Annotated in this window: 20 protein-coding genes and 2 pseudogenes; 15 read left to right on the top strand and 7 right to left on the bottom strand. The window is 38.3% G+C overall.

What is annotated here, in order from left to right; all coding sequences use genetic code 11:
• Position 1 precedes the first annotated feature (1 nt).
• The 8 genes and pseudogenes from HMPREF9180_RS07400 to HMPREF9180_RS10460 all read left to right on the top strand — a co-directional run bounded on the left by HMPREF9180_RS07400 (position 2) and on the right by HMPREF9180_RS10460 (position 8,168).
• Positions 2-757, top strand: a complete 756-nt coding sequence (locus tag HMPREF9180_RS07400) for an ABC transporter ATP-binding protein (RefSeq protein WP_006145902.1) — start codon at positions 2-4, stop codon at positions 755-757.
• Between the two features lie 18 nt (positions 758-775).
• Positions 776-1,786: an ABC transporter substrate-binding protein gene (locus HMPREF9180_RS07395; RefSeq protein WP_006145901.1), complete on the top strand. Its 1,011-nt coding sequence runs from the start codon at positions 776-778 to the stop codon at positions 1,784-1,786.
• Positions 1,767-2,462, top strand: coding sequence for an alpha/beta hydrolase-fold protein (locus HMPREF9180_RS07390; RefSeq protein WP_006145900.1), 696 nt, complete (start codon positions 1,767-1,769; stop codon positions 2,460-2,462). Before HMPREF9180_RS07395 ends, HMPREF9180_RS07390 begins: the two co-directional genes overlap by 20 nt.
• Before the next feature lie 150 nt (positions 2,463-2,612).
• Positions 2,613-3,954 (top strand): annotated as a pseudogene (locus HMPREF9180_RS10015) (DEAD/DEAH box helicase).
• Between the two features lie 206 nt (positions 3,955-4,160).
• A pseudogene (locus HMPREF9180_RS10530) lies at positions 4,161-4,256 on the top strand (DNA recombinase); the annotation flags it as partial.
• Positions 4,257-4,310: 54 nt separating this feature from the next.
• The gene (locus HMPREF9180_RS07380; protein WP_425274382.1) at positions 4,311-6,026 is read left to right on the top strand and encodes an AAA family ATPase; all 1,716 of its coding nucleotides are present in this window, start codon (positions 4,311-4,313) and stop codon (positions 6,024-6,026) included.
• 129 nt (positions 6,027-6,155) lie between these two features.
• Entirely contained in the window at positions 6,156-7,106 is a 951-nt protein-coding gene (locus HMPREF9180_RS07375) for a helix-turn-helix transcriptional regulator (protein ID WP_006145896.1), read from the top strand.
• Between the two features lie 153 nt (positions 7,107-7,259).
• Positions 7,260-8,168 carry a hypothetical protein gene (locus HMPREF9180_RS10460; RefSeq protein ID WP_006145895.1) on the top strand — a complete coding sequence of 303 codons (909 nt, stop codon included), beginning with the start codon at positions 7,260-7,262 and terminating at the stop codon, positions 8,166-8,168.
• 436 nt (positions 8,169-8,604) lie between these two features.
• On the opposite strand, the gene guaA is transcribed toward HMPREF9180_RS10460, so the two are convergent.
• Positions 8,605-10,167: a glutamine-hydrolyzing GMP synthase gene (guaA, locus tag HMPREF9180_RS07365; RefSeq protein WP_006145893.1), complete on the bottom strand. Its 1,563-nt coding sequence runs from the start codon at positions 10,165-10,167 to the stop codon at positions 8,605-8,607.
• A 140-nt stretch (positions 10,168-10,307) separates the two neighbouring features.
• On the opposite strand from guaA, the gene HMPREF9180_RS07360 reads away from it, so the two are divergent.
• Positions 10,308-11,006: a GntR family transcriptional regulator gene (locus tag HMPREF9180_RS07360; RefSeq protein ID WP_006145892.1), complete on the top strand. Its 699-nt coding sequence runs from the start codon at positions 10,308-10,310 to the stop codon at positions 11,004-11,006.
• A 236-nt stretch (positions 11,007-11,242) separates the two neighbouring features.
• The gene (metK, locus tag HMPREF9180_RS07355) at positions 11,243-12,433 is read left to right on the top strand and encodes a methionine adenosyltransferase (protein WP_006145891.1); all 1,191 of its coding nucleotides are present in this window, start codon (positions 11,243-11,245) and stop codon (positions 12,431-12,433) included.
• A gap of 43 nt (positions 12,434-12,476) precedes the next feature.
• On the opposite strand, the gene HMPREF9180_RS07350 is transcribed toward metK, so the two are convergent.
• The 5 genes from HMPREF9180_RS07350 to HMPREF9180_RS07330 form a co-directional block, all read right to left on the bottom strand.
• Positions 12,477-13,109 (bottom strand): GNAT family N-acetyltransferase, encoded by a 633-nt coding sequence (locus HMPREF9180_RS07350; protein WP_025168722.1) that lies wholly within the window; start codon positions 13,107-13,109, stop codon positions 12,477-12,479.
• A gap of 185 nt (positions 13,110-13,294) precedes the next feature.
• Positions 13,295-13,594, bottom strand: coding sequence for a DUF1827 family protein (locus tag HMPREF9180_RS07345; protein ID WP_006145889.1), 300 nt, complete (start codon positions 13,592-13,594; stop codon positions 13,295-13,297).
• 62 nt (positions 13,595-13,656) lie between these two features.
• On the bottom strand, positions 13,657-14,106 hold the full coding sequence (locus HMPREF9180_RS07340; RefSeq protein WP_006145888.1) for an NUDIX hydrolase: 450 nt from the start codon (positions 14,104-14,106) through the stop codon (positions 13,657-13,659).
• Between the two features lie 89 nt (positions 14,107-14,195).
• Positions 14,196-16,439 carry an ATP-dependent Clp protease ATP-binding subunit gene (locus tag HMPREF9180_RS07335; protein ID WP_006145887.1) on the bottom strand — a complete coding sequence of 748 codons (2,244 nt, stop codon included), beginning with the start codon at positions 16,437-16,439 and terminating at the stop codon, positions 14,196-14,198.
• A gap of 241 nt (positions 16,440-16,680) precedes the next feature.
• Positions 16,681-16,911 (bottom strand): DUF1797 family protein, encoded by a 231-nt coding sequence (locus HMPREF9180_RS07330; RefSeq protein WP_004253825.1) that lies wholly within the window; start codon positions 16,909-16,911, stop codon positions 16,681-16,683.
• A 191-nt stretch (positions 16,912-17,102) separates the two neighbouring features.
• Between HMPREF9180_RS07330 and HMPREF9180_RS07325 the strand changes: the two genes are divergently transcribed.
• From HMPREF9180_RS07325 to HMPREF9180_RS07310, 4 genes are all read left to right on the top strand, one after another.
• Positions 17,103-17,786: an amino acid ABC transporter permease gene (locus HMPREF9180_RS07325; RefSeq protein WP_006145886.1), complete on the top strand. Its 684-nt coding sequence runs from the start codon at positions 17,103-17,105 to the stop codon at positions 17,784-17,786.
• Entirely contained in the window at positions 17,786-18,520 is a 735-nt protein-coding gene (locus HMPREF9180_RS07320; RefSeq protein WP_006145885.1) for an amino acid ABC transporter ATP-binding protein, read from the top strand. Before HMPREF9180_RS07325 ends, HMPREF9180_RS07320 begins: the two co-directional genes overlap by 1 nt.
• 137 nt (positions 18,521-18,657) lie before the next feature.
• Positions 18,658-19,515 (top strand): bifunctional methylenetetrahydrofolate dehydrogenase/methenyltetrahydrofolate cyclohydrolase, encoded by an 858-nt coding sequence (locus HMPREF9180_RS07315; RefSeq protein ID WP_025168721.1) that lies wholly within the window; start codon positions 18,658-18,660, stop codon positions 19,513-19,515.
• A gap of 116 nt (positions 19,516-19,631) precedes the next feature.
• Positions 19,632-20,480 (top strand): NAD(P)H-hydrate dehydratase, encoded by an 849-nt coding sequence (locus tag HMPREF9180_RS07310; protein ID WP_006145883.1) that lies wholly within the window; start codon positions 19,632-19,634, stop codon positions 20,478-20,480.
• Positions 20,481-20,503: 23 nt separating this feature from the next.
• Here HMPREF9180_RS07310 and HMPREF9180_RS07305 read toward each other — a convergent pair whose 3' ends face one another.
• A complete protein-coding gene (locus HMPREF9180_RS07305) occupies positions 20,504-20,689 on the bottom strand; it encodes a hypothetical protein (RefSeq protein WP_006145882.1) in 186 nt (61 codons plus the stop codon).
• Between the two features lie 121 nt (positions 20,690-20,810).
• On the opposite strand from HMPREF9180_RS07305, the gene HMPREF9180_RS07300 reads away from it, so the two are divergent.
• The gene (locus HMPREF9180_RS07300; protein ID WP_006145881.1) at positions 20,811-23,282 is read left to right on the top strand and encodes a bifunctional DnaQ family exonuclease/ATP-dependent helicase; all 2,472 of its coding nucleotides are present in this window, start codon (positions 20,811-20,813) and stop codon (positions 23,280-23,282) included.
• Positions 23,283-23,291: the final 9 nt, after the last annotated feature.

Genomic DNA, 23,291 nt, shown 5'->3' with positions numbered 1-23,291 from the left:
TATGGACTTAATTTGCCAGGATATTCACTTCGAAATCGGAGAGAAAAAAATTCTCAAAGGAGTCTCACTGAAACTTGAGGGCAACCAATTTCATACCATTTTGGGACCCAATGGAAGTGGGAAGACGAGTCTATTAAAACTCATCTATCGTCAGGAAAAACCGAATCAGGGCTTGATTTCTCTAGACGGGAAACCGATAGAACAAATGAGCGTGAAGGAAACGGCGAGACAGATGGCAGTCATCACGCAGTTTAATCAACTCCAGTTTGATTGTACGGTTGAAGAAATCGTTCTGCTGGGCAGAACACCTCATCTCTCTTTCTTACAAAAGGAAAAAGAAAGTGATTTTGCTTTGGTTGAGGATGCTTTGGTCAAGGTAGACATGTTTGAAAAAAGAAATCGACTTTATTCTTCACTATCAGGTGGGGAGAAACAGCGAGTTTTGTTAGCACGCGCCTTAGCTCAAGAACCTTCACTCTTGCTCTTAGACGAGCCGACTAATCACTTGGATATCAAGTACCAGCTGGACTTGTTAACTATTGTCAAAAATCTCCATATCAATGTACTAGCTGTTTTGCATGATATTCAGCTGGCTTGTCGCTATTCAGACTATCTCTATCTGATGAAAGAAGGAGAGATTGTTTACCAAGGGACTCCAAAAGAGACCATCACACCTGAGTCTTTGCAGGCTGTCTATGGTGTCCAAAGTAAGGTAACTTGGACAGAAGATCAGCAAGCCATGATTCACTATTTATAAGATTTAAAGGAAATTAACATGAAAAAAACACTTAGTATTTTGCTCGTAACAGTGGCTGCCTTAACCTTGGCAGCTTGTAGTAACGCATCTAAAGAAACAGCAACGGCACCAGCTGCAACAGAAGCCAGTCAAAAAGCCAATACAGAAACCAGCTATCCTGTAACTATCAAAACATACGATGCCAAAGGAAATGAAGTCGAACAAGTCTTTGAAAAGGCTCCTGAAAAAGTTATCACAAACAACCTCTCAACAACTGAAATCCTACTTGAACTCGGTTTGCAAGATAAAATTGCTGGCATGCTCAATCCTGATAATGCTGTAACTGGTAAATACAAGGACGCTATTGAAGCCATCCCTCATATTGGTGATAAAAAGTCTGTCTCACAAGAAACGGTTCTTTCCTACGAACCAGATGCCTTGATGGGACGTAACATGATGTTCTCTGAAAAGTCAATGGGAACGATTAGCGCTTGGAATGAAAATAAAATCCCTGTTTATACGCAAAAAGCTTCACTTTCAAATATTCAACAGGATTTGGGAAATATTGTAGAAGACGTGAAGAATATTGGTACCATTTTCAATGTCCAAGACAAGGCTAATCAATACGCAGAGCAATTGCAAGCTAAAATCGATGCAGTTAAAAAAGCCAACCCAGAAACACAGGGTGAAAAGAAAAAAGCTTTGATTATGGTAGCTTACAACGATGAAACCTTTGGTGCTTATAAGTCAGCCCTTCAAGAAAGCTTACTTAACCAATTAGGTTATACCAATGTTGCAACAGGAACATCTGGCTTGACCTTGGAAAATCTAGTATCCATGAATCCAGAGTTGATTGTCTATGTAACTAGCGACCGCAATAAAAAGTTGGATGAAAAGGCAGTGGATTTGATGAAGGCAAATGCTATTTTGGGAAATGTACCCGCAATCAAGAACCAAAAAATTATGACCATCTCTTACTATGAGTTGATGGACTACGGTCCTGCAGTGATTGATTCCCTTGAAAAGATCAATGACTTTATCAAGAAATAAGGAGTTTAACTGGCAAGGAATTCGAGTTAGGGTCAGTCTGCCTTCAAACTATGACTCTAAACAAGCCTACCCACTTGTGCTCCTAAATGATGGAGAACTGGACTATCTATCAGATCTATCTCAATCAGTGATTTTGGTAGGTTTAATTCCAGAAAATCGTCTCGATGACTTTACACCTTGGAAAGCTAGTTCTTTGAAAAAAGGAGCACCAGAATTTGGTGGAAAGGTAGACCAATACCATCAAAAGCTCTTTCAAGGAATTCTAACCACTCTAAAAAAAGACTACTTGATAGATGAAAGTAAGATTGCCTATGGTGGCTATTCACTAGGCGGTCTTGCAGCTGTCTATAGTCTCTATAGTAGTTATCTTCCTGCGACCTGTATCTTTTCTATCTGTGGTTCCTTCTGGTATCCTGATTTTACAGAATTTTGCAGGGAACATGACTTGATACAGAGCCAAAGCCTGATTTATCTGCAGAATGGTCAGACAGAAGGTGCCAATCATTCCAATCGTCTGTCTAAGTCTCCTATTTATGCCAGAGATCTACATGATCTGATTTCAGAGAAAGTCCCTTCGACTTATTGCACATTTGATGCTTATGGGCATCATGAAGCTCTGAAGGAACGTTATCATCATTTTTGTGATTGGCTGAGAGACGAATGGAAGCTTAAGTAATCCTATAACACTCCTTGTTCATAGTAACTAGGAGTGTTTGTCTTGTATCCTGAGCCATTTGAATTTCATGGCGTTTATTTTGACCGAAAACCCTCCCTGTAATCAACTAAATTATGGTATAATGAAAAGATAGATAGAATTGAGGATACTATGTCATTTACACAATTTAAATTTAAGAAATATATAGAAGAAGCATTAGAGGAGTTGAAGTTTACCACTCCTACCGAGGTTCAGGAAAAGTTGATTCCTATTGTCCTAGCGGGTCGTGACTTGGTCGGTGAATCAAAAACTGGTTCTGGAAAGACTCATACTTTCTTGTTACCGATTTTTCAACAACTGGATGAAGAGAGTGATAGTGTACAAGTCGTTATCACAGCTCCTAGTCGTGAGTTGGCAACTCAGATTTATCAAGCGGCTCGTCAGATCGCAGGACACTCAGAAGTAGAGATTCGAGTTGCCAACTATGTAGGTGGAACAGACAAGGCTCGCCAAATTGACAAACTGGCAAGCAACCAGCCCCATATCGTCATCGGAACACCAGGTCGTATCTATGATCTGGTAAAATCTGGTGATCTTGCCATTCACAAGGCACAGACCTTTGTAGTAGATGAAGCTGATATGACCTTGGATATGGGATTCTTGGAGACGGTTGATAAGATTGCAGGAAGTCTTCCAAAAGACTTACAGTTTATGGTCTTTTCAGCGACTATTCCGCAAAAATTGCAACCATTCTTGAAAAAATACTTGTCAAATCCTGTCATGGAAAAAATCAAGACCAAGACAGTCATCTCTGATACCATTGACAACTGGTTGATTTCGACCAAGGGACGAGACAAGAATGCTCAGATTTATGAATTAACTCAAGTCATGCAACCATACTTAGCCATGATTTTTGTCAATACAAAAACTCGTGCGGATGAATTGCACAGCTACCTAACAGCTCAAGGCTTAAAGGTGGCTAAGATTCATGGAGATATTGCTCCTCGTGAACGCAAACGGATCATGAATCAGGTCAAGAACCTTGATTTTGAGTATATCGTTGCGACTGACTTAGCTGCGCGTGGGATTGATATCGAAGGTGTCAGCCATGTCATTAACGATGCCATTCCTCAAGACTTGTCCTTCTTTGTCCACCGTGTTGGACGAACTGGACGTAATGGTCTACCGGGAACAGCCATTACCCTTTACCAGCCTAGTGATGACTCTGATATCCGTGAGTTGGAGAAATTAGGTATCAAGTTTACTCCTAAAGTGGTTAAAGACGGAGAATTTCAAGATACTTATGACCGTGATCGCCGTGCCAATCGTGAGAAGAAGCAGGAAAAACTGGATATCGAAATGATTGGCTTGGTTAAAAAGAAAAGAAAAAATTAAACCAGGTTATAAGAAAAAAATCCAGTGGGCAGTGGATGAAAAACGTCGTAAAACCAAGCGAGCAGAAAGTCGTGCCCGTGGACGTGCAGAGCGCAAAGCTAAACGCCAAACATTTTAAAATTAGAACAGTAGAACCAAGAGGTTTTACTGTTTTTTTATAGTTCTATATCGAGATTGTCAGAATTCATAAGTAGATGATATTGAAAAAATTAAAATTAATCATAGGTTATTTCCATAAAATTCTATATTTTAATAATTGAGTGGACATAATTTGTCTACTCTTTTTTGTAAACTTAAATTATCAATAAAAAGAGGTGTACTTAAATGCATTATTATCAAGTCGAGTTTAAGAATCCGGATGATTTCTTAAAAACTCAATCAGAAGATTTTATTAAGACTAATCGTTTATTACTATTAAAAGAGGATGAAGATTATTACCTTATTTCTCAAGAAAATTACAATGATCAAGAAATTATGGGGAAAATAAAGGATTTTTTTGATCATGAGTTTACATTAAAAAAAGTTAAAACTCTAACAGAAAGTGATTTTATGAAGAAACTTGAAACAAGTGATAGAAGAGAACTAGTAAAATTCTTATTAAGTGCAAATAAAGAGACAACGTCTTATCATCTAAAGCCTAATTTGGAAAAGTTGGATGAATTGAAAAATATTTGTGGTCTCGCTGATTTTAAGAAGGCTGTTCAAGAACTAATTACATACCTTTCATTTCAAGAAAAAATAAATAATAATGAACAACAGCAACACTTTTATATTTTTAATGGTGAGAAGGGATCTGGCCGTAAGTTTGCTATCAAATTTCTGATGTCTCTTTTTGAAATGAATGCAATATTTGTAAATTGTAATAATTTTTCTATTCCTAAGATAGGCGAAAAAGATGTCCCAATATTAGTTGATTATCTTTCAGTAAGGCCAAAAACAAAATCAGATATTTACGATACATTTAGACAAAAGAAGGGGCATTCAATTAACATCATTATTGCGAGAACTATCCAAGAGGCAGAATCTATAAAAAGAGAGTTACTTGAAGATTTTAATAAGGTATCGATTGTTAATTTCCCGAATTATGATGAAGCAGAGCTTAAAAAAATCGGGCTTCAGATGCTAAACAAAAAAGGTGTTCAATTGAGTAATGAAGATTTTGAACGATTAATAGAAGATAATAAAGTACTAAAGGATGCTAAAGAAGTTCGTATTTTTGTTCAAGAGCTTGTTGAATTTGCAGTACAAAATGATTATGATCCTTCAGATAAAAACGAATTAAGTCTGGATGGATTTATTCTCCAAAATGAATCTTCAGTTGAAGACGAAGAAAATGCGGAGAAAAAGTTGAGTGAATTAATCGGTTTAGAAGAAGTGAAAATAGTTCTAAACCAGCAGTTAGCTTATAATCGAGTTTCTGCGTTGCGTCAGGCTCATGGATATAGTAATGAAATATTAAATCGTCATCTTGTTTTTTCTGGAAACCCAGGGACTGGTAAAACAGTAGTTGCTAGGCTTTTTTCAGAAATTTTATACAACAATAAGATAATTCAAGAGAATAAGTTAGTAGAAGTAGGTCGAACGGATCTTGTTGGTGAATATGTTGGCCAAACTGCTCCAAAAGTAAGAAAAGCTTTTGATGATGCAAGGGGAGGAGTGCTCTTTATAGATGAGGCTTATAGTCTTATCCCTAGTAGTGAGAGAGATTTTGGACATGAAGCTATTTCAGCGCTTATACAAGAAATGGAAAATCGTCGGGATGAGGTGTTGGTTATTTTTGCTGGGTATGAAGAATTGATGGCCCAATTCATTGAAACTAACCCGGGACTTTCCTCTAGAATTTCTAGAGAAATAAAATTTTTGGATTATACAATTGAACAACTAATTGCTATTTTAGAATTGATGATAAATAAGAGGCATTATCAATTAACCGATGATTGTAAGACGCTACTCCATCAGCATTTTTCAGAAGTTGTCAATTGTAGAAACTTTGGAAATGCTAGATACGTCCGTAAATTAGTAGATGAAATTGTCTTCAGTCAAGCACAACGAGTGATTGAAGGTGATAAGATTCAGTTAGAAAATGATACCTTTTTAAATCAAATTATATTGACAGATATCCATAAGGCTATTGTAGCTATTGAAGCAAAATCATCAAAATCAATATCGTTGATAGGATTCGGAAGGTAGAAGGAACCTATAATAGACTTTAAAGGAAGAAATAGGTACTAGTAGTATTGGTAGAAGATTTGAACTAGTAAATTGATTGAATCTAAGCCATTGGAAATGTTATACTATTGTTAAAGGATTTAGGATTATATGAACGACCAAGAACGCTTATTAACTATATTTTTACGATTACAGTCTGGTGCACATTTAGCTAAGGCTCAGCTTGCAGATGAATTTGGTGTTAGTGAAAAGACTATACAACGAGATTTTTCTCTCCTGTCTGGTTTCTTAGATACACAACCGATGGTTGCAGCAGAACTTGCTTACGATACGAGGCATCATACTAGGTATTTAAAAGGGAAATCTTTATTTAATAAAAAGGATATTCTTGTAATTTCAAAGATTTTACTAGAAAATCGTTCTTTGAATAAGGAAGAAAACAAGTCATTACTTGATAGTTTATTGGCACTTATTTCAAAAGATGAGCAAAAAGAAGTTTCTAGTATTATTGCAAGTGAGTTGCTAAATTATGCACCATTGTCAGACACACAAAACCGTATTGATAAGGTTTGGGAATGGTCTGAAATGATTCGTAAGGAGTTGGTCCTAGATATTGATTATCAATCTCCATATAATACTAAAAAGAAACATACAATTTTTCCAGTCTCTCTTTACTATGATGCTCATTATTTTTACATAGTAGCCTATAATTTATTATTTGATTCTTATATGACTTTAAAATTAGATAGAATACTTAGTTGGACAGAATCTAAAAAAGAAAAACCTTCTCTTTCATATGGAAGAAAATTTCGTGATGGTGAAATTCGTAATAAGCGTGTAGATCCATTCATAGGAAAAGAGTTAAACATCAGAGTCCTATTCGCGAATGACCCAGCAATTGTTGTTGATCAATTCCCAACAGCAGAAATTATTGAAAAAACATCAAATGGTAATATTATTGAATTTGTGAGTCAAGATACACCAGGACTGAAGAGGTGGCTGTTGAGTCAAGCGGAATCCCTAACGGTATTGTCTCCTCAATCGTTAATTGATGATGTGAAGATTCTTATTAAGAAAATGCAAGGAAATTATACTGACTAGATACTTGAGAGAGAATAAGAGAAATTTTTGTCTGTTAGAAAAGGATTCTATAATTCTCGCAAGCTAAAGGAATAGTATAGAACAAGAATTCGAAATATGTAGTCTAATATTTATGAGGCTAAAAAATAAGATAAAGTAATGGAGAACATTTAAATGGATTATGTTGCTAGAATACATTTAAAAACAAATACAAATTTTAGACAGGAAATGGTGGATTACTGTCTGAATAATTCAGAACAGTACATTGCTATTGGATGGAGTGGATTGACTGAAGATATTAAATCAGATGATTTTCGAGAATATTATAATCGTGTAAGAAAAGTAAAAGGTAAAGCCAATCCAGCAATAAATATATTTCAAAATGCTAAAGTTGACGATTTATTATGGACACGAGATTTAAATGGAAATTACTGGATTTGCAAAGTGAAATCACCGGCAGAAGTAGTTTGTGAAAAACGTATTGACATTGGAGCACAAATTCCAGTTGAAGCTTATAACTTTGGAATGCAAGTTCCTGGACAAATTAAAGCATCCTTCAATAGAGTTAACGGAGGTACAGCAGGATATATTCGTGATAAAATAATAATAGAATACTCAAAGTTAATCTTTAATCTACTATCAAAAAGTAATTATTATAAGGTGATTCCGTATAAAGGAGCTGTTTTAGATAATTTACCAGCTTTTGATTTAGAAGAACTTGTCATCTCATATCTTCAAATTAAGGAAAATTATTATGTCCTTTCCAATTCAATTGCAAAGAAGTCTACAACCATAAAAATCGAATGTGAGATGATCTCAAGAGACATCAATAATCCAAGAAAAGCAGTAGTTCAAGTGAAAGGCAAAAAGGCAAAGGAGCTTGACGCTTTAGAATTTAAACAATATGTAGATGAAGGTTATCTAGTATATTTATATGCTCCGAGAGTAATAAATTTAGATAAGATAGAAAATGTATTTAGGATAGGGGACAACGATTTATTAGATTTCTATGAGAAATATAAATTAATCCTACCAGCATCTATCACTCAGTGGGAAGATTTATTTACTAGTGAGAGTGATTAAGATGTAGAAATAGTAACTTTGATTGCTGAATTTCTTCTATTATTTTAGTCTATACCTTTTTTTCGCAGGCAGTTATAAAATCTATCAGAATGAGCTTTGTAAGAGTATAAGTTAATTTTACAGAACTAAACTATTCCTCTATTATAAAAATATTGATTCAAATTTTATAAAATTAATAAGTAAAATTAGTCCTTAGAAAATGTGGTTTTACTCTTTTTTTAAAACAACTGTAAACTATTTTTCAAAACCAGGTAATACGAAATCTTGTAAAGCATCAAATAATAGAAAAATAAAATTTAATATAAAAAAATCCCACCAGAAAAATTCTGGTGGGATCTTTGGTGGGGAACCAATCAATTTTGATTTATTTTTAACCTTTTATAATAACTGAAAATGCTGTTAAATCAACCATTTCACTTCAAATCATGTCTATAAATCATTCCCACTCAACGGTTGCAGGTGGTTTACTTGTGATATCGTAGACGATGCGGTTGACGTGATCCACTTCGTTTACGATACGAACTGAGATTTTTTGGAGGACTTCCCATGGAATTTTAGCGAAATCTGCTGTCATGCCATCGATAGAAGTGATAGCACGGATAGCGATGGTGTAGTCGTAAGTACGACCGTCACCCATAACACCGACTGAACGAACGCCAGTGTTAACAGTGAAATATTGCCAGATATCGCGGTCAAGACCTGCTTTAGCGATCTCTTCACGAAGAATAGCGTCTGATTCACGAACTGTTTCAAGTTTTTCTTCAGTAATTTCCCCCATGACACGGATGGCAAGACCTGGACCTGGGAATGGTTGGCGCCATACGATATTATCTGGCATACCAAGCTCTGTACCAAGGGCACGAACCTCATCCTTGTAAAGAGTGTTGAGTGGCTCGATCAGTTCAAACTGCATGTCTTCTGGGAGTCCACCAACGTTGTGGTGAGATTTGATGGTTTGTGCAGTATCCGTACCAGACTCAATCACGTCTGTGTAAAGAGTTCCTTGCGCCAAGAATTTCACATCTTTAAGCTTGCTTGCTTCATCATCAAAGACATAAACAAACTCGTTACCGATGATCTTACGTTTTTTCTCAGGGTCAGAAACGCCAGCAAGTTTATCCAAGAAACGTTTTGCAGCATCTGCTTTAACAATGTTGAGACCAAACTTACCACCGAGCATATCCATGACTTGGTCAGCTTCTCCTTTACGGAGAAGACCGTGGTCTACAAAGATACAGATCAATTGATCACCGATGGCTTTTTGGAGAAGAACCCCAACAACAGAAGAGTCAACACCACCAGAAAGTCCAAGAAGGACACGTTTGTCTCCAACGGTTTCGCGGATTTTCTTGATTTGCATATCAATGAAGTTGTCCATAGACCAATTGCCTTTGGCACCACAGATGTTTAAAGCGAAGTTTCGAAGGATATCATATCCATAGACAGAATGGCGAACTTCGGGGTGGAACTGGATACCGTATATTTTCTTTTCTGGATTTTCAATAGATGCATATGGACAGTCAGCAGAAGTACCAGTGCGAACGAAATCTCCTGGAATTTCAGTAACGGCATCTCCGTGACTCATCAATACCACTTGTTCTTCAGGAGTGCCTGCAAAAAGAGCAGACTCAGTATGAGTTAAAGTGGATTGACCATACTCACGATTTCCAGCGTTAGCAGCAGGAACAACTTTACCACCAAGCTTGTGAGTTAGTAATTGCATACCATAGCAAATTCCTAAAATCGGAATACCAAGTTCGAAAATCTCAGGATCAATATCGAATGATCCCTCTTCATAAACAGAGTTTGGGCCACCTGAGAGCACAATCCCAACAGGGTTGATTGCGCGGACTTCATCAGCTGAAATCTTGTGACTCTTTAGTTCCGAAAAGACACCAATCTCACGAATACGGCGTGAAATCAGTTGGTTATACTGGCTACCGTAGTCCAGTACGATGATCTTTTCGACATCTTGCAAATCAGTTGAAATGTTGGTCATCTTTTCCCTTCCTTAAAAGAAATATCTTTTTGAATATTCTATCATAAATGGGCTAGAATTACCAACTAAACAAGTGACGTTTGACTTTTGCACATGACTTACGGTACAATGGAAAAAATAAAGAAAAGAAGTGAGCCAGCATGTTACCAGCTTATGTTAAAATTCACGACCAGATTAAAAAGGATATCGATGAAGGACATTGGAAAATTGGAGAGAAGTTACCGAGTGAGCGCGACTTGGCTGAGGAGTTTCTAGTAAGTCGCATGACCTTGCGCCAAGCTATCTCCCTCTTGGTAGAAGAAGGAGTTTTGGAACGTCGCGTAGGTAGCGGGACCTTTGTTTCTAGCACTCGCGTTCAGGAAAAAATGCGTGGAACCACTAGTTTTACGGAGATTGTAAAGGCTCAAGGGAAAAGTCCCTCTAGTCACTTAATCTCCTATCGTAGAACCATTCCAAATGAGCAAGAAGTTGAAAAGTTAGGAATTGACGTAACTGAGAATATTATCCGAATGGAACGTGTTCGTTATGCAGATCAAGTTCCTGTGGTCTACGAAGTAGCTTCTATTCCTGAGAAATTTATTAAAAATTTCAAAAAAGAAGAAATAACCAAACACTTTTTCCAAACCTTACAGAAACATGGGTATCGAATTGGAAAATCTCACCAGACTATATATGCACGCCTAGCCAAGGAAAAAATTGCTCATTATCTGGAAGTAGAAAAGGGACATGCTATTTTAGGATTGACTCAAGTTTCTTACTTTGATGACGGCACAGCTTTTGAGTATGTAAAGAGCCAATACGTCGGAGAACGGTTTGAATTTTATCTAGAAAATAATTAGTTTATAACATCACTCTTAAAGTAGAAACTCATCTATTTTAAGAGTTTTTATTTAGTTATGATTAGAAAACATTTTCCTAGTAAGAAAAATAGTAATCATACGAGTTTTTTTAAAAGATTCGTGTTATAATAGTTAGGTTATATGGTCCCGATAAGGTGGTGGGATTGATTGTAAATATTTTTCCTACCAGTTCTTTGTAACTCTATAACGAATATTTTTTAAGGGGGGACATTTTTATGTCAGAACGTAAATTATTCACGTCTGAATCTGTATCTGAGGGGCACCCGGATAAGATCGCAGACCAAATTTCAGATGCGATTTTGGATGCTATTTTAGAGCAAGATCCAGAAGCACACGTTGCGGCTGAAACAGCTGTTTATACAGGTTCCGTACATGTTTTCGGTGAAATTTCAACCAATGCTTATGTCGATATTAACCGTGTGGTTCGTAACACCATTGCAGAAATCGGTTATACCAATACAGAGTATGGATTTTCTGCGGAAACGGTGGGAGTTCATCCTTCATTGGTTGAGCAGTCAGCAGATATCGCTCAAGGGGTTAATGAAGCCTTGGAAGTTCGTGGAAATGCAGATCAAGATCCACTTGATTTAATCGGAGCTGGAGACCAAGGTCTCATGTTTGGTTTTGCGGTGGATGAGACAGAAGAACTTATGCCATTGCCAATTTCACTCAGTCATAAGTTGGTTCGTCGTTTGGCAGAGCTTCGTAAGTCTGGTGAAATTAGCTACCTTCGTCCAGATGCTAAATCACAAGTTACTGTTGAGTATGATGAAAATGACCGCCCAGTGCGCGTGGATACGGTTGTTATTTCAACCCAGCATGACCCAGATGTCAGCAATGAACAAATCCATGAAGATGTGATTAACAAGGTTATCAAAGAAGTGATTCCAGCTTCTTACCTAGATGATGAGACAAAATTCTTTATCAACCCAACAGGTCGCTTTGTAATCGGTGGGCCTCAAGGGGACTCAGGTTTGACTGGTCGTAAAATCATTGTGGATACTTATGGTGGTTATTCACGTCACGGTGGTGGTGCCTTCTCTGGTAAGGACGCGACTAAGGTAGACCGTTCTGCTTCTTATGCCGCTCGCTACATTGCCAAAAACATCGTTGCTGCTGGTCTTGCTAAGAAAGCAGAAGTGCAATTAGCTTACGCGATTGGGGTAGCCCAACCTGTCTCTGTTCGTATCGATACCTTTGGTACTGGAACAGTCGCTGAGAGTAAATTAGAAGCAGCGGCGCGTCAAATCTTTGACCTTCGTCCTGCAGGAATTATTCAAATGCTGGACCTCAAACGCCCAATCTACCGTCAAACAGCGGCTTATGGACACATGGGACGTACAGATATTGATCTTCCATGGGAACGCTTGGATAAGGTAGAAGCCTTGAAAGAAGCAGTGAAATAATATAAAAAAGATTGGTGTAAGGACCAATCTTTTTTGTTTAAAATTAGTTATCTAGTATTTTTACAAAAGCCCAGTTTCCAATCGATTTTGTTCCATATTCTAACATCATGGAGTCAAGTAATTGATAGTTGTTTTTTTCATAGAAGCAAACATTTTTCTCGGTACTAGTAACCACTCCCAATTGTTTGCATCCCTTGGATTTAAGAAAAGGTTCAACGCCTTTTTGTAGGAAAGCACTGCCGATTCCTTGCCCTTGGACAGTAGCATTAACTCCAAGCATCATCAAATACCAATCAAAATTTCCTGATCTTTTTAAATGCTGTTCGGAACGTTCCACCAAATCAAGATATTTCAAGAGATTGCGTAATGTAATAAAACGAAAAAGCTTGACAATCCCATTTAATAGATAGGATAGGATAGTGAAATCCTTTTTTTGTAAAAGGGCGACAGCTAAAATTTCTCCGTCGCGTTCAGCAACTAGACAAGTCTCTCCTTTGATGTAGAGTCTAGTCAAAAGGCTATCCAACAATTCTAAGAATTCTGGGTAATATTCTGGTTTTTTTAAATCGTCTTTGATAAGAGACATGAAAGGATAGTCTAAAAAAGCACCCGCCAACACTTTTCCAATTTTTTGGTATTCATCAGGCTTGGCTTCTCTATAAATTATTTCTTTCATATCATACTCCTTCATTAAATCTCTTTTACTATTATAACTAAATTTCTTATTTTTTTCGATTTTAATGTGACATCTTCACGAATTGTAGAAGAAAAGTTAAGTATTTTTGAGTTTTGTGAGAAAAAGTATATGAAAAACCCCCTCAATATTTGATGTTGAAGGGTAAACTTAAAATCTAGTTAAATCTATTTTGTTGGGATTGAAATTTCAATCAATTTATCAGAATAGAGGGTTTTGATATTTGCTTCATCAATGACTTGTTTATCAATTTTACGATTTAAGAAGAATTCTTGGATTTTTTCGATTTCTTTTTCTCGGATTGCACGATGTTTGTTGGAAATAAGGATTTCATAATGAAGCGGTGCTTGAGTAAAAATAACGTCTGTATTGCCTGCAGAATAGACCTCTACAAGAGTTGCATCAGTGCTTTCTAACTGGTTTTTAACAAGATGCGAGTGTGAATTTGTAGTATTGATGAGCTTCATAAGGCTTCCTCCTGTATTCTATATCTATTATAGCACTTTTTAGGAAAATTGGGTAAGTTAGCTTAAATTTGATGCTGTTTTTTCCATGATTCGATGCCCCATTTATGACTGCCACGTTTTAAGTTAGCAATAGCCTCGTCAATTGGAAACCAAGCTAGATGATTGAAGTCTTCCAAAGGTTTTTGAATTTCTTGGTAAGAAGTGGCTTCGTAGAGATATGCTGGATTGTAGTAATAGGTATCACGATGACTAGAATAGAAGTATTCATCAGCTTGCCCGTAGTAGGTGCCGATTTCAGCTGTAAATCCTAATTCTTCAATCAGTTCTCGTTTGAGAGCTTCGAGGTGATTTTCACCTTCTTCAATTTCGCCCCCTGGTAAGAACCATGCACCATTTGGAGCTTGAACGAGAATAATCTTTTCATGGTTTTGGTCTGGAATGACTGCATAAACGCCATATCTATTTTTATAGGTTACTCCCTCTTTTTTTTCTCCAAATGTTGGATTTGCCATAAACTTCTCCTTTTTGAGTGCGCTTTCTTTCTATCATAGTAAAGAATGCCCTTGCTGTCAAGCAAGAACATTCTTTTGTATTTGAGGAACTAGTCGTTTGATTCGACCGTTTCCCCTTTATTTTTTGACTTAATGACAATTTTCCCCTTACTTGTCATGACTGCCTTGAGGTCTTTTTCACTTGGATTTTCAAGGTAGTAGTCTGTAATCGCATCTTCGATATAGTCTTGGATGGTACGACGGAGTGGACGAGCTCCCATTTTGGGATCGTAACCAAGGTCTACCAGTTTTTCCTTGACCTTTTCTGTGACATCAAGATGAATATTATTGCTTGAGAGTCGTTTATTGACATCATCCAGCATGAGGTCAACGATTTGAAGGAGATTTTCCTTACTGAGAGCCTTGAATTCGATAATGCCATCAAAACGGTTCATGAATTCTGGGCTAAAGAAGTTACCTAATTCTCCAAGAACAGAGTTTGTTCGACCTTCACGAGCAGCACCGAAACCAACGCTAGCTTCTGCCTTACCTGTACCCGCATTTGAGGTCATGATAATGATAGCGTCCTTAAAGCTTACAGTACGCCCTTGACCATCCGTTAAACGACCATCGTCCAAGACCTGAAGGAACATATGCATGACATCTGGATGGGCTTTTTCAACTTCATCCAAGAGGATCAGTGAGTAGGGGTTACGACGGACTTTCTCAGTCAATTGACCAGCTTCGTCATAGCCAACATAACCTGGAGGGGCACCGACAAGTTTTGCAACGCTGTGTTTTTCCATATATTCACTCATATCAAAGCGAATCATACTATCAGCAGAGCCAAAGAGTTCGATAGCTAGTTGTTTAGAGAGTTCCGTTTTACCGACTCCAGTAGGACCAACAAAGAGGAAACTACCGATTGGACGGTTTGGAGTACCTAGACCGACACGGTTACGACGGATAGCCTTGGCAATCTTATCAACAGCATCGTCTTGGCCGATAACATGAGCTTTGAGATCATCAGCTAGGTTGATGAGTTGAGACTGTTCTTTTTCTTTTAGATCACCAACTGGAATATTGGTCTTTTGTTCAATAATGTGTTCAATCGTCTTTTCGCTGATGATTGGAGTATCCTGATCCGTTACCTTGGTCTTTTGCATTTCCTTATATTTAGCAATCTGGTCACGGAAGTAGGCTGCTTTCTCAAAATCTTCATCTCGAGTTGCTTGGGCCTTAAGATTTTCTGCCTCGATTAAGCGTTGGTCGATAACCTTTGGATCCACAAAATTCAAGGTTAAGTTCATTTTTGAACCAGCCTCATCTAGGAGGTCAATAGCCTTGTCTGGCAAGAAACGATCTTGGATGTAGCGGTTAGAAAGAGTAGCAGCTGCTTCGATTGCTGCATCAGTATAATGAACGTGGTGGTAATCTTCGTATTTCTTTTGGATACCTTTAAGGATAATAATGGTTTCTTCAACTGTTGGTTCATCCACTTTGACTGGTTGCATACGGCGCTCAAGGGCTGCATCTTTTTCAATGATACGGTATTCATTGAGGGTAGTAGCACCAACTAACTGGAGTTCACCTCGAGCTAGGGCAGGTTTGAGGATATTTCCTGCATCCATATTCCCTTCTCCAGCAGAACCAGCTCCGACAATCTCATGGATTTCATCAATAAAGAGAATGACATCCTGGCGCTGACGAATTTCTTCCATGAGTTTTTGCATGCGTTCTTCAAACTGACCTCGGATACCTGTACCTTGGACAAGGCTTACAACATCAAGGCGAATGACTTCTTTTCCTTGAAGTTTATCAGGGACGTCTCCGTCCACAATTTTTTGAGCCAATCCTTCAACAACCGCCGTTTTACCAACACCCGGTTCTCCGATGAGGACGGGATTGTTCTTGGTTCTACGATTGAGGATTTCGATGACGCGGATGATTTCTTCATCACGTCCAATGACTGGGTCAACATTTCCGTGACGGGCAATTTCTGTGATATTGATTCCATATTCATCCAGAAGGCCCTTTTCCTGGATAGGAGGAGGTGTTTGAGCAGGCCCACGATTTTGAGAACCATAACCACCGTTTCCGCCATAACCACCACCAGATTGAGTTGGAGGAGTATTAGAAGATGGTTTAAAATTGTTCAAATCATGGAAAAAATCACCGAAAGGATCAAAATCACGATTGTTTAGGTCGGTCATTCCTTTAAATAAACTATTGTTGGGATCTGTTTTGATAATTTTGTAGCAATTTTGGCAAAGATCAATTTGCTTTTGTTGCCCGTTAAGATTAGTGTAAAGATGAATTGTTGAGTCATTGATTTTACAATTTTGACAGAGCATACCTCTACCTCGTTTCTTTTTTGACTTTGACTAAAATAGAAAGGTCAAAAATAGTCAAATTTCTTTAGTCCCATTATATCATGATTGAAGGGGAAAGCAAGTAAAAAGTTTGCTTGATAAAACTCAGGATGAGAGACTATTGTAGCTGAATCTATTGTGATAAAAAGAAAAATCCCATTTGTGATACAAAAAGGATTTTCATTGGTTAAAGCAGGACTATCTTCCAGCCTCTATTTAATTATTAGTATAAAAGTTCATAGATTTCCATCGCAATGAGATCGATGCTATCGAATGTATACGTTTCACGAGCCTCAACGTCACGAAGTGTGAAGAGTGGTCCGTTTTCTTCGTCGTGGTTAAAAGCAACTTCTGCGACAACAACTCCTTCGCGTTCAAAGTTACGTTTCAAGTTTCCACCATCTTTTGTCATTGCTTCTAAGCGATTGATGATTCTAACCAAATGTGATTCCATTTTGATTCTCCTCCATTTCTTATCGTTACTATTTTACCATAAACAGCCTCTACTTGACTAGAAAAAACTTAGATTAATTGCTATTTCTCTTGCCTTTAAAAAATTATAGAAAATATCAGGGGAAAAGGTTGAATTTTTATACAAAATATGTTATCCTTATACAAGTTTTATAAATAGAAAGTAGAGTATCCATGAATTTTTCTTTTTTACCGAAATACTTACCATATTTTAACTATGGTGCCATTGTAACAATTATCATTTCTATCTTAGTAGTCTTGCTGGGGACTATTTTAGGGGTACTGTTGGCCTTTGCACAACGTTCAAAGATTAAGCCCCTTGTCTGGTTTTCTAATCTTTATATCTGGATTTTCCGTGGGACTCCAATGATGGTTCAAATCATGATTGCCTATGCCTTGATGCATATTAGTGCTCCTATTATTCAGATTGGGATTTTAGATGTTGATCTTACTCGTTTGATTCCAGGGATTATCATTATCTCTATGAATAGTGGTGCCTATGTATCAGAAACTGTTCGTGCTGGAATTAATGCAGTGCCAAAAGGACAACTAGAAGCAGCTTATTCACTAGGTATTCGTCCTAAAAATGCTATGCGCTATGTTATTTTGCCACAGGCTATCAAGAATATTTTACCAGCCTTGGGGAATGAGTTTATTACCATTATCAAGGATAGCTCGCTCTTGTCAGCTATCGGGGTTATGGAATTGTGGAATGGAGCAACTACAGTGTCAACAACCACATATCTACCATTGACTCCACTTCTATTTGCAGCTTTTTACTACTTAATTATGACATCTATCTTGACAGTAGCCTTGAAAGCTTTTGAAAATCGTATGGGACAAGGAGATAAGAAATAATGACTGAAACGCTAATTAAAATTGAAAACCTTCATAAAAGCTTTGGAAAGAATGAAGTTTTAAAAGGGATTGATCTTGAAATCAAAAAAGGGGAAGTAGTGGTCATTATCGGCCCTTCTGGAAGCGGTAAGTCAACACTCCTTCGTTCCATGAATCTCCTCGAAGAGGCTACAAAAGGAAAGGTTATCTTTGAAGGTGTAGACATTACGGATAAGAAAAATGACCTCTTTGCTATGCGTGAAAAGATGGGAATGGTTTTCCAACAATTCAATCTCTTCCCAAATATGACAGTTATGGGAAACATTACACTTTCTCCAATTAAGACTAAGGGAGAAAATAAAGAAGTGGCTGAAAAGAGAGCGCATGAGCTCTTGGAGAAGGTTGGTTTGCCAGATAAGGCTGATGCCTATCCACAAAGTTTGTCTGGAGGTCAGCAACAGCGTATTGCTATCGCGCGTGGTCTTGCCATGGAACCAGATGTCCTACTTTTTGATGAACCGACTTCTGCCCTAGACCCAGAAATGGTAGGGGAAGTACTAGCAGTTATGCAAGAACTTGCCAAGTCAGGTATGACCATGGTCATCGTAACACATGAGATGGGTTTTGCGCGTGAAGTGGCAGACCGTGTTATTTTTATGGCTGACGGTGTAGTTGTCGAGGATGGAACACCTGAGCAAGTTTTTGACCAAACACAAGAACAAAGAACCAAGGATTTCTTGAGTAAGGTTTTGTAAAACATTGTTTATTAGAAAAGCTCCAAGGGGGCTTTTTCTTATAGTTTCAGACTATAGGGAATCTTAGGTAAGAAGTGTTAGAAGGTCGAGCGATTTTTTGTTATAATAGAGGATATTTGTTAGAAAAGAGAAAATACATGACACAGATTATTGATGGGAAGGCTTTAGCAGCCAAGCTACAAGGACAACTGGCTGAAAAAACAGCCAAACTAAAGGAAGAGACAGGCTTGGTTCCTGGTTTGGTGGTTATTTTGGTTGGGGGCAATCCTGCTAGCCAGGTTTACGTTCGTAACAAGGAACGTTCAGCAATCGCAGCGGGTTTCCATAGTGAAGTTGTACGTGTTCCGGAGACCATTACTCAAGATGAATTGTTGGAGTTGATTGCCAAATACAATCAAGATCCAGCATGGCATGGGATTTTGGTCCAGTTGCCATTGCCAAAACACATCGATGAAGAGGAAGTTTTATTGGCCATTGACCCTGAAAAGGATGTAGATGGTTTTCATCCGCTCAACATGGGGCGTCTTTGGTCTGGTCATCCAGTGATGATTCCTTCAACTCCAGCAGGAATTATGGAGATGTTTCATGAGTATGGGATTGATTTAGAAGGTAAAAATGCGGTCGTAATTGGTCGTTCAAATATTGTTGGCAAACCCATGGCTCAGTTGCTCTTGGCTAAAAATGCAACTGTCACCTTGACCCACTCTCGCACCCACAATCTAGCCCAAGTAGCATCTAAAGCCGACATTCTTGTAGTAGCAATCGGCCGTGCTAAGTTCGTGACTGCTGATTTTGTCAAAGCTGGTGCAGTTGTCATTGATGTGGGAATGAACCGAGATGAAAATGGCAAGCTCTGTGGAGATGTTGACTACGATGCTGTTGCACCAGTCGCTAGCCATATCACACCTGTACCTGGTGGAGTTGGGCCTATGACGATTACCATGCTGATGGAGCAAACTTATCAGGCTGCTTTAAGAACGCTGGATAAAGACTAAGTTTACTATGAAAAATAGTTGAGATAGTAATATCTCGACTTTTTATTTTCAGTAATGATACTTCTATCTATTATTTTGTAGTATAATGAGAGACAAGAAGTAGTAAGGAAGTAATAATGAAGGATATTAAGAAAGCTTTACTAAAAAAAGTGATCATCGAGCGTCCTCGTTCTAGTCATAAGGGAGACTACAGTCGTCTTCTCTTGATTGGTGGAACGTATCCTTATGGTGGAGCGATTATTATGGCTGCCTTAGGGGCTGTTAGAAGTGGTGCAGGCTTAGTGACAGTAGCTACGGATAAAGAGAATATTCCAGCGCTACATAGCCATGTTCCAGAGGCTATGGCTTTTGCTCTTGACGATAAGCAATTACTTGAGCAACAGTTGCAGAAGGCTAACATTGTCTTGGTTGGACCTGGACTAGTGGATGATGGGCGTGGAGAAGAGCTTCTCCAAACAGTTTTTGATCATTTAGACCAAGACCAGACTCTCATACTGGATGGTGGTGCCCTATCTATTTTTGCTAAGTCGGGGTTGAAATTTCCTAAAGCCCACCTTGTTTTAACTCCACATCAAAGGGAATGGCAAGTCTTATCAGGCTTAGATTTGACTTCTCAAGGAGCTGAGGAAACAGGAGAGGCTTTGAAGAGTTTTCCTTCAGGGACGATTCTAGTTCAAAAAGGTCCTGCGACTCGAATCTGGCAAGCTGGTCAAGATGATTTTTATCAGTTAGAGGTTGGGGGTCCTTATCAGGCGACTGGGGGTATGGGGGATACTCTGGCTGGGATGATCGCTGGCTTTGTAGGTCAATTTCACCAAGTTAGTCTCTATGAAAGAGTGACAGTAGCGACATATCTGCATTCAGCAATTGCCCAAGAACTAGCTGAGGACAATTATGTAGTTCTGCCAACCACGATTAGTCAACATATTCCTGCATTCATGAAGAAAATACAAAAAGACACCTGAATTTTTCAGGTGTCTTTTGACTATTAGAAGAGGCCTTTGACCTTATCTACAAGACCGTCAAGCCCTTCTGAGCCTGAAACCAATGCTTGCGCTTGGCTAAGGTAGTCCCCTAGTTGATCCTTGTTTTCTTCAACAAATGTTTTTGCTGCAGAAAAATTTTTTTTCTCGACGAGTTCTTTTACTTGATTAAACAAATCCAATGGGTTCATGAATTTCCTCCTTTTCTACCATTTTATTCAATCATTTTTGTTTAAATCTTGCAAGAAACTTGACTCTTCAAATAAAGTTCATGGGTGTCAAATGGTGTAAATTTTGATATAATTTTTAGTGATGAATTTTAGAAATGATCGGTATGTGGTTGTAGATTTAGAAGCAACAAGTACCGGAAGCAAGGCAAAAATCATCCAAGTGGGAATTGTAGTCATTGAAGATGGTGAGATTGTTGAGCAATATGCCACTGATGTCAATCCGCATGAACACTTGGATTCTCATATCAAAGAATTAACGGGTTTGACTGATAAGCGTTTAGCAAAGGCTCCAGAGTTTTCCCAGGTAGCTGGAAAGATTTTTGAACTGGTCAAAGACGGTATTTTTGTTGCGCACAATGTTCAGTTCGATGCCAATTTGTTGGCAGAATTCCTATTTTTTGAAGGTTATGAATTACGCACCCCTCGTATCGATACGGTTGAGTTGGCTCAAGTCTTTTATCCTCAGCTTGAAAAGTATAATCTTGGAATTCTCTGCCAAGAGTTGGGAATTCCCTTGGAGCAAGCTCACACAGCCTTATCAGATGCCCAAGCAACGGCAGAACTCTTTCTTTGTATGAGACAAAAGATGTTTCAACTTCCAAAAGGTTTGTTGGAGCGCTTATTAAGTCTGGCTGATAGCTTATTGTACGAATCATACATGGTCATCGAGGAAGTTTATCAGAAACAGTCTCTCTTAGTAGAACATGACTTGGTCGAGGTGCAAGGTCTATTCTTAAGAAAAGAGAAGCCAGTCCTTTCTCCACGCAAACTCTCAAAAGATTTCGAGACCAATATTTCCTTGTTGGGTTTGGAAGAGAGAAAACTGCAAAAATGTTTCGCTCAAAAGGTTCAAGAGTGCTTGCAAGAGGAAGCCATTTCCTTTATTCAGGCTCAAACCGGGATTGGAAAAACCTATGGTTATCTCCTACCGGCCTTGTCACTTGAACATGAAGAGGGCATCCTGCTCAGTGTTCCAACTAAAATCCTTCAAAATCAAGTGATGCAAGAGGAGGCAAAAAGACTAGAGGAGATTTTTCATATCTCTATCCACAGTCTCAAAGGGCCACAGAATTACTTGAAACTAGATGCTTTTTATGAGGTGTTGGAGGAAGAAGAATCCAATCGTTTGTATACGCGTTTCAAGATGCAACTCCTAGTTTGGTTGACTGAAACAGATACTGGGGATTTAGACGAAATTGGGCAGCTTTATCGCTATCAGCAATTTTTGCCGAACTTGGTACACGATGGCAACCTTCACAAAGACTCTCTCTTTTGGCTAGAGGATTTTTGGAGACGTGGTCAGGGAAAAGCGCGTTCTTGTAAGTTGCTAGTGACCAATCATGCTTACCTCGTTACCCGACTTGAAGATGATCCGAGTCTTTTAGAAGGGCGTCTCTTGATTTTAGATGAAGCCCAGAAAATCTTGCTGACCTTGGAAAATCTTTCTCGAAAATCTTATTTGCTAACAGATTTGGTGGACCAACTAGACCAAGCTCTATCTACTGAAGAAGGTATGCTTCAAAGACGTCTGCTAGAGAGCATTCGTTTTGAGCTTTCTTATCTGCTGGAGCAGTTTCTATCTGGTAAACGTAAGATGTGCCCAGCTAGTAGCATTGATAAGCTTCGACAGGATTTCTCAGAGTTGAGTCTCGCTGAGTTTAAAGACTATCAGAGATTTTTCTCGTCTGAAGGAGAATTTTGGTTATCAGTTTCAGAACTTTCGAGTAAAAAAATCGAGATTACCTCTAGTCGCAATCAGCGTTTACTATTTTCTCAGATATTTCCAGAATCCTGTCAGCTTCTCGGAATCTCTGCAACCCTAGAAATTAGTAGTAGAGTTTCCTTGCCAGAATTGTTAGGTTTTCCTCAAGCCAGCTTTTACTACCTTGACGAACAGTTTCAAGAAAATCAAGAAATTTTCTTGGTAAATGATTTTCCATTGGTGACTGAGGTTTCGAATGACGAGTATGCTCAAGCAATTGTGGAAGTTCTAGAAGATTTGTCCTACCTCGAAGAACCGATTTTAGTCTTATTTACTGCAAAAGATCTATTGTTGCAGGTATCAGATAGTTTGAGGATTTCCCATCTAGCCCAGTATAAGCACGGGGAACCAGCCCAATTGAAAAAACGCTTTGAAAAAGGAGAGCGTGAGCTCTTACTTGGAGCTGGAAGTTTCTGGGAAGGTGTTGATTTTTCGAGACATCCTCGGGTTATTGAAGTGGTGACACGTTTGCCCTTTCAAAATCCAGAGGATTCCTTCACCAAAAAGATGAATCAAGAACTCCGTTTGGAAGGGAAGAATCCTTTTTATGATTACCAACTTCCTATGGCAATTATTCGTCTCAAGCAAGCAATTGGAAGAACCATGCGTCGAGTGGGGCAACGCTCTGCAGTTCTGATTCTAGATAGCCGCATGGCAAGTAAACGATATGGCAAACAAATCAGCAAGGCCTTGTCTCGCACTAGTCGAGTAAGGAATATTAGTCGAGAGCAAGTATTTGTCAACGTTCAAGATTTTTTAAATAAACAACGAAATGAATACCAGAAAGAATGAAGGAGGCCG

It is taken from the genome of Streptococcus peroris ATCC 700780 (assembly GCF_000187585.1).
In the GTDB taxonomy this organism is placed as follows: Bacteria; Bacillota; Bacilli; order Lactobacillales; family Streptococcaceae; genus Streptococcus; species Streptococcus peroris.
This window is presented reverse-complemented; position numbering and strand designations above follow the sequence as displayed.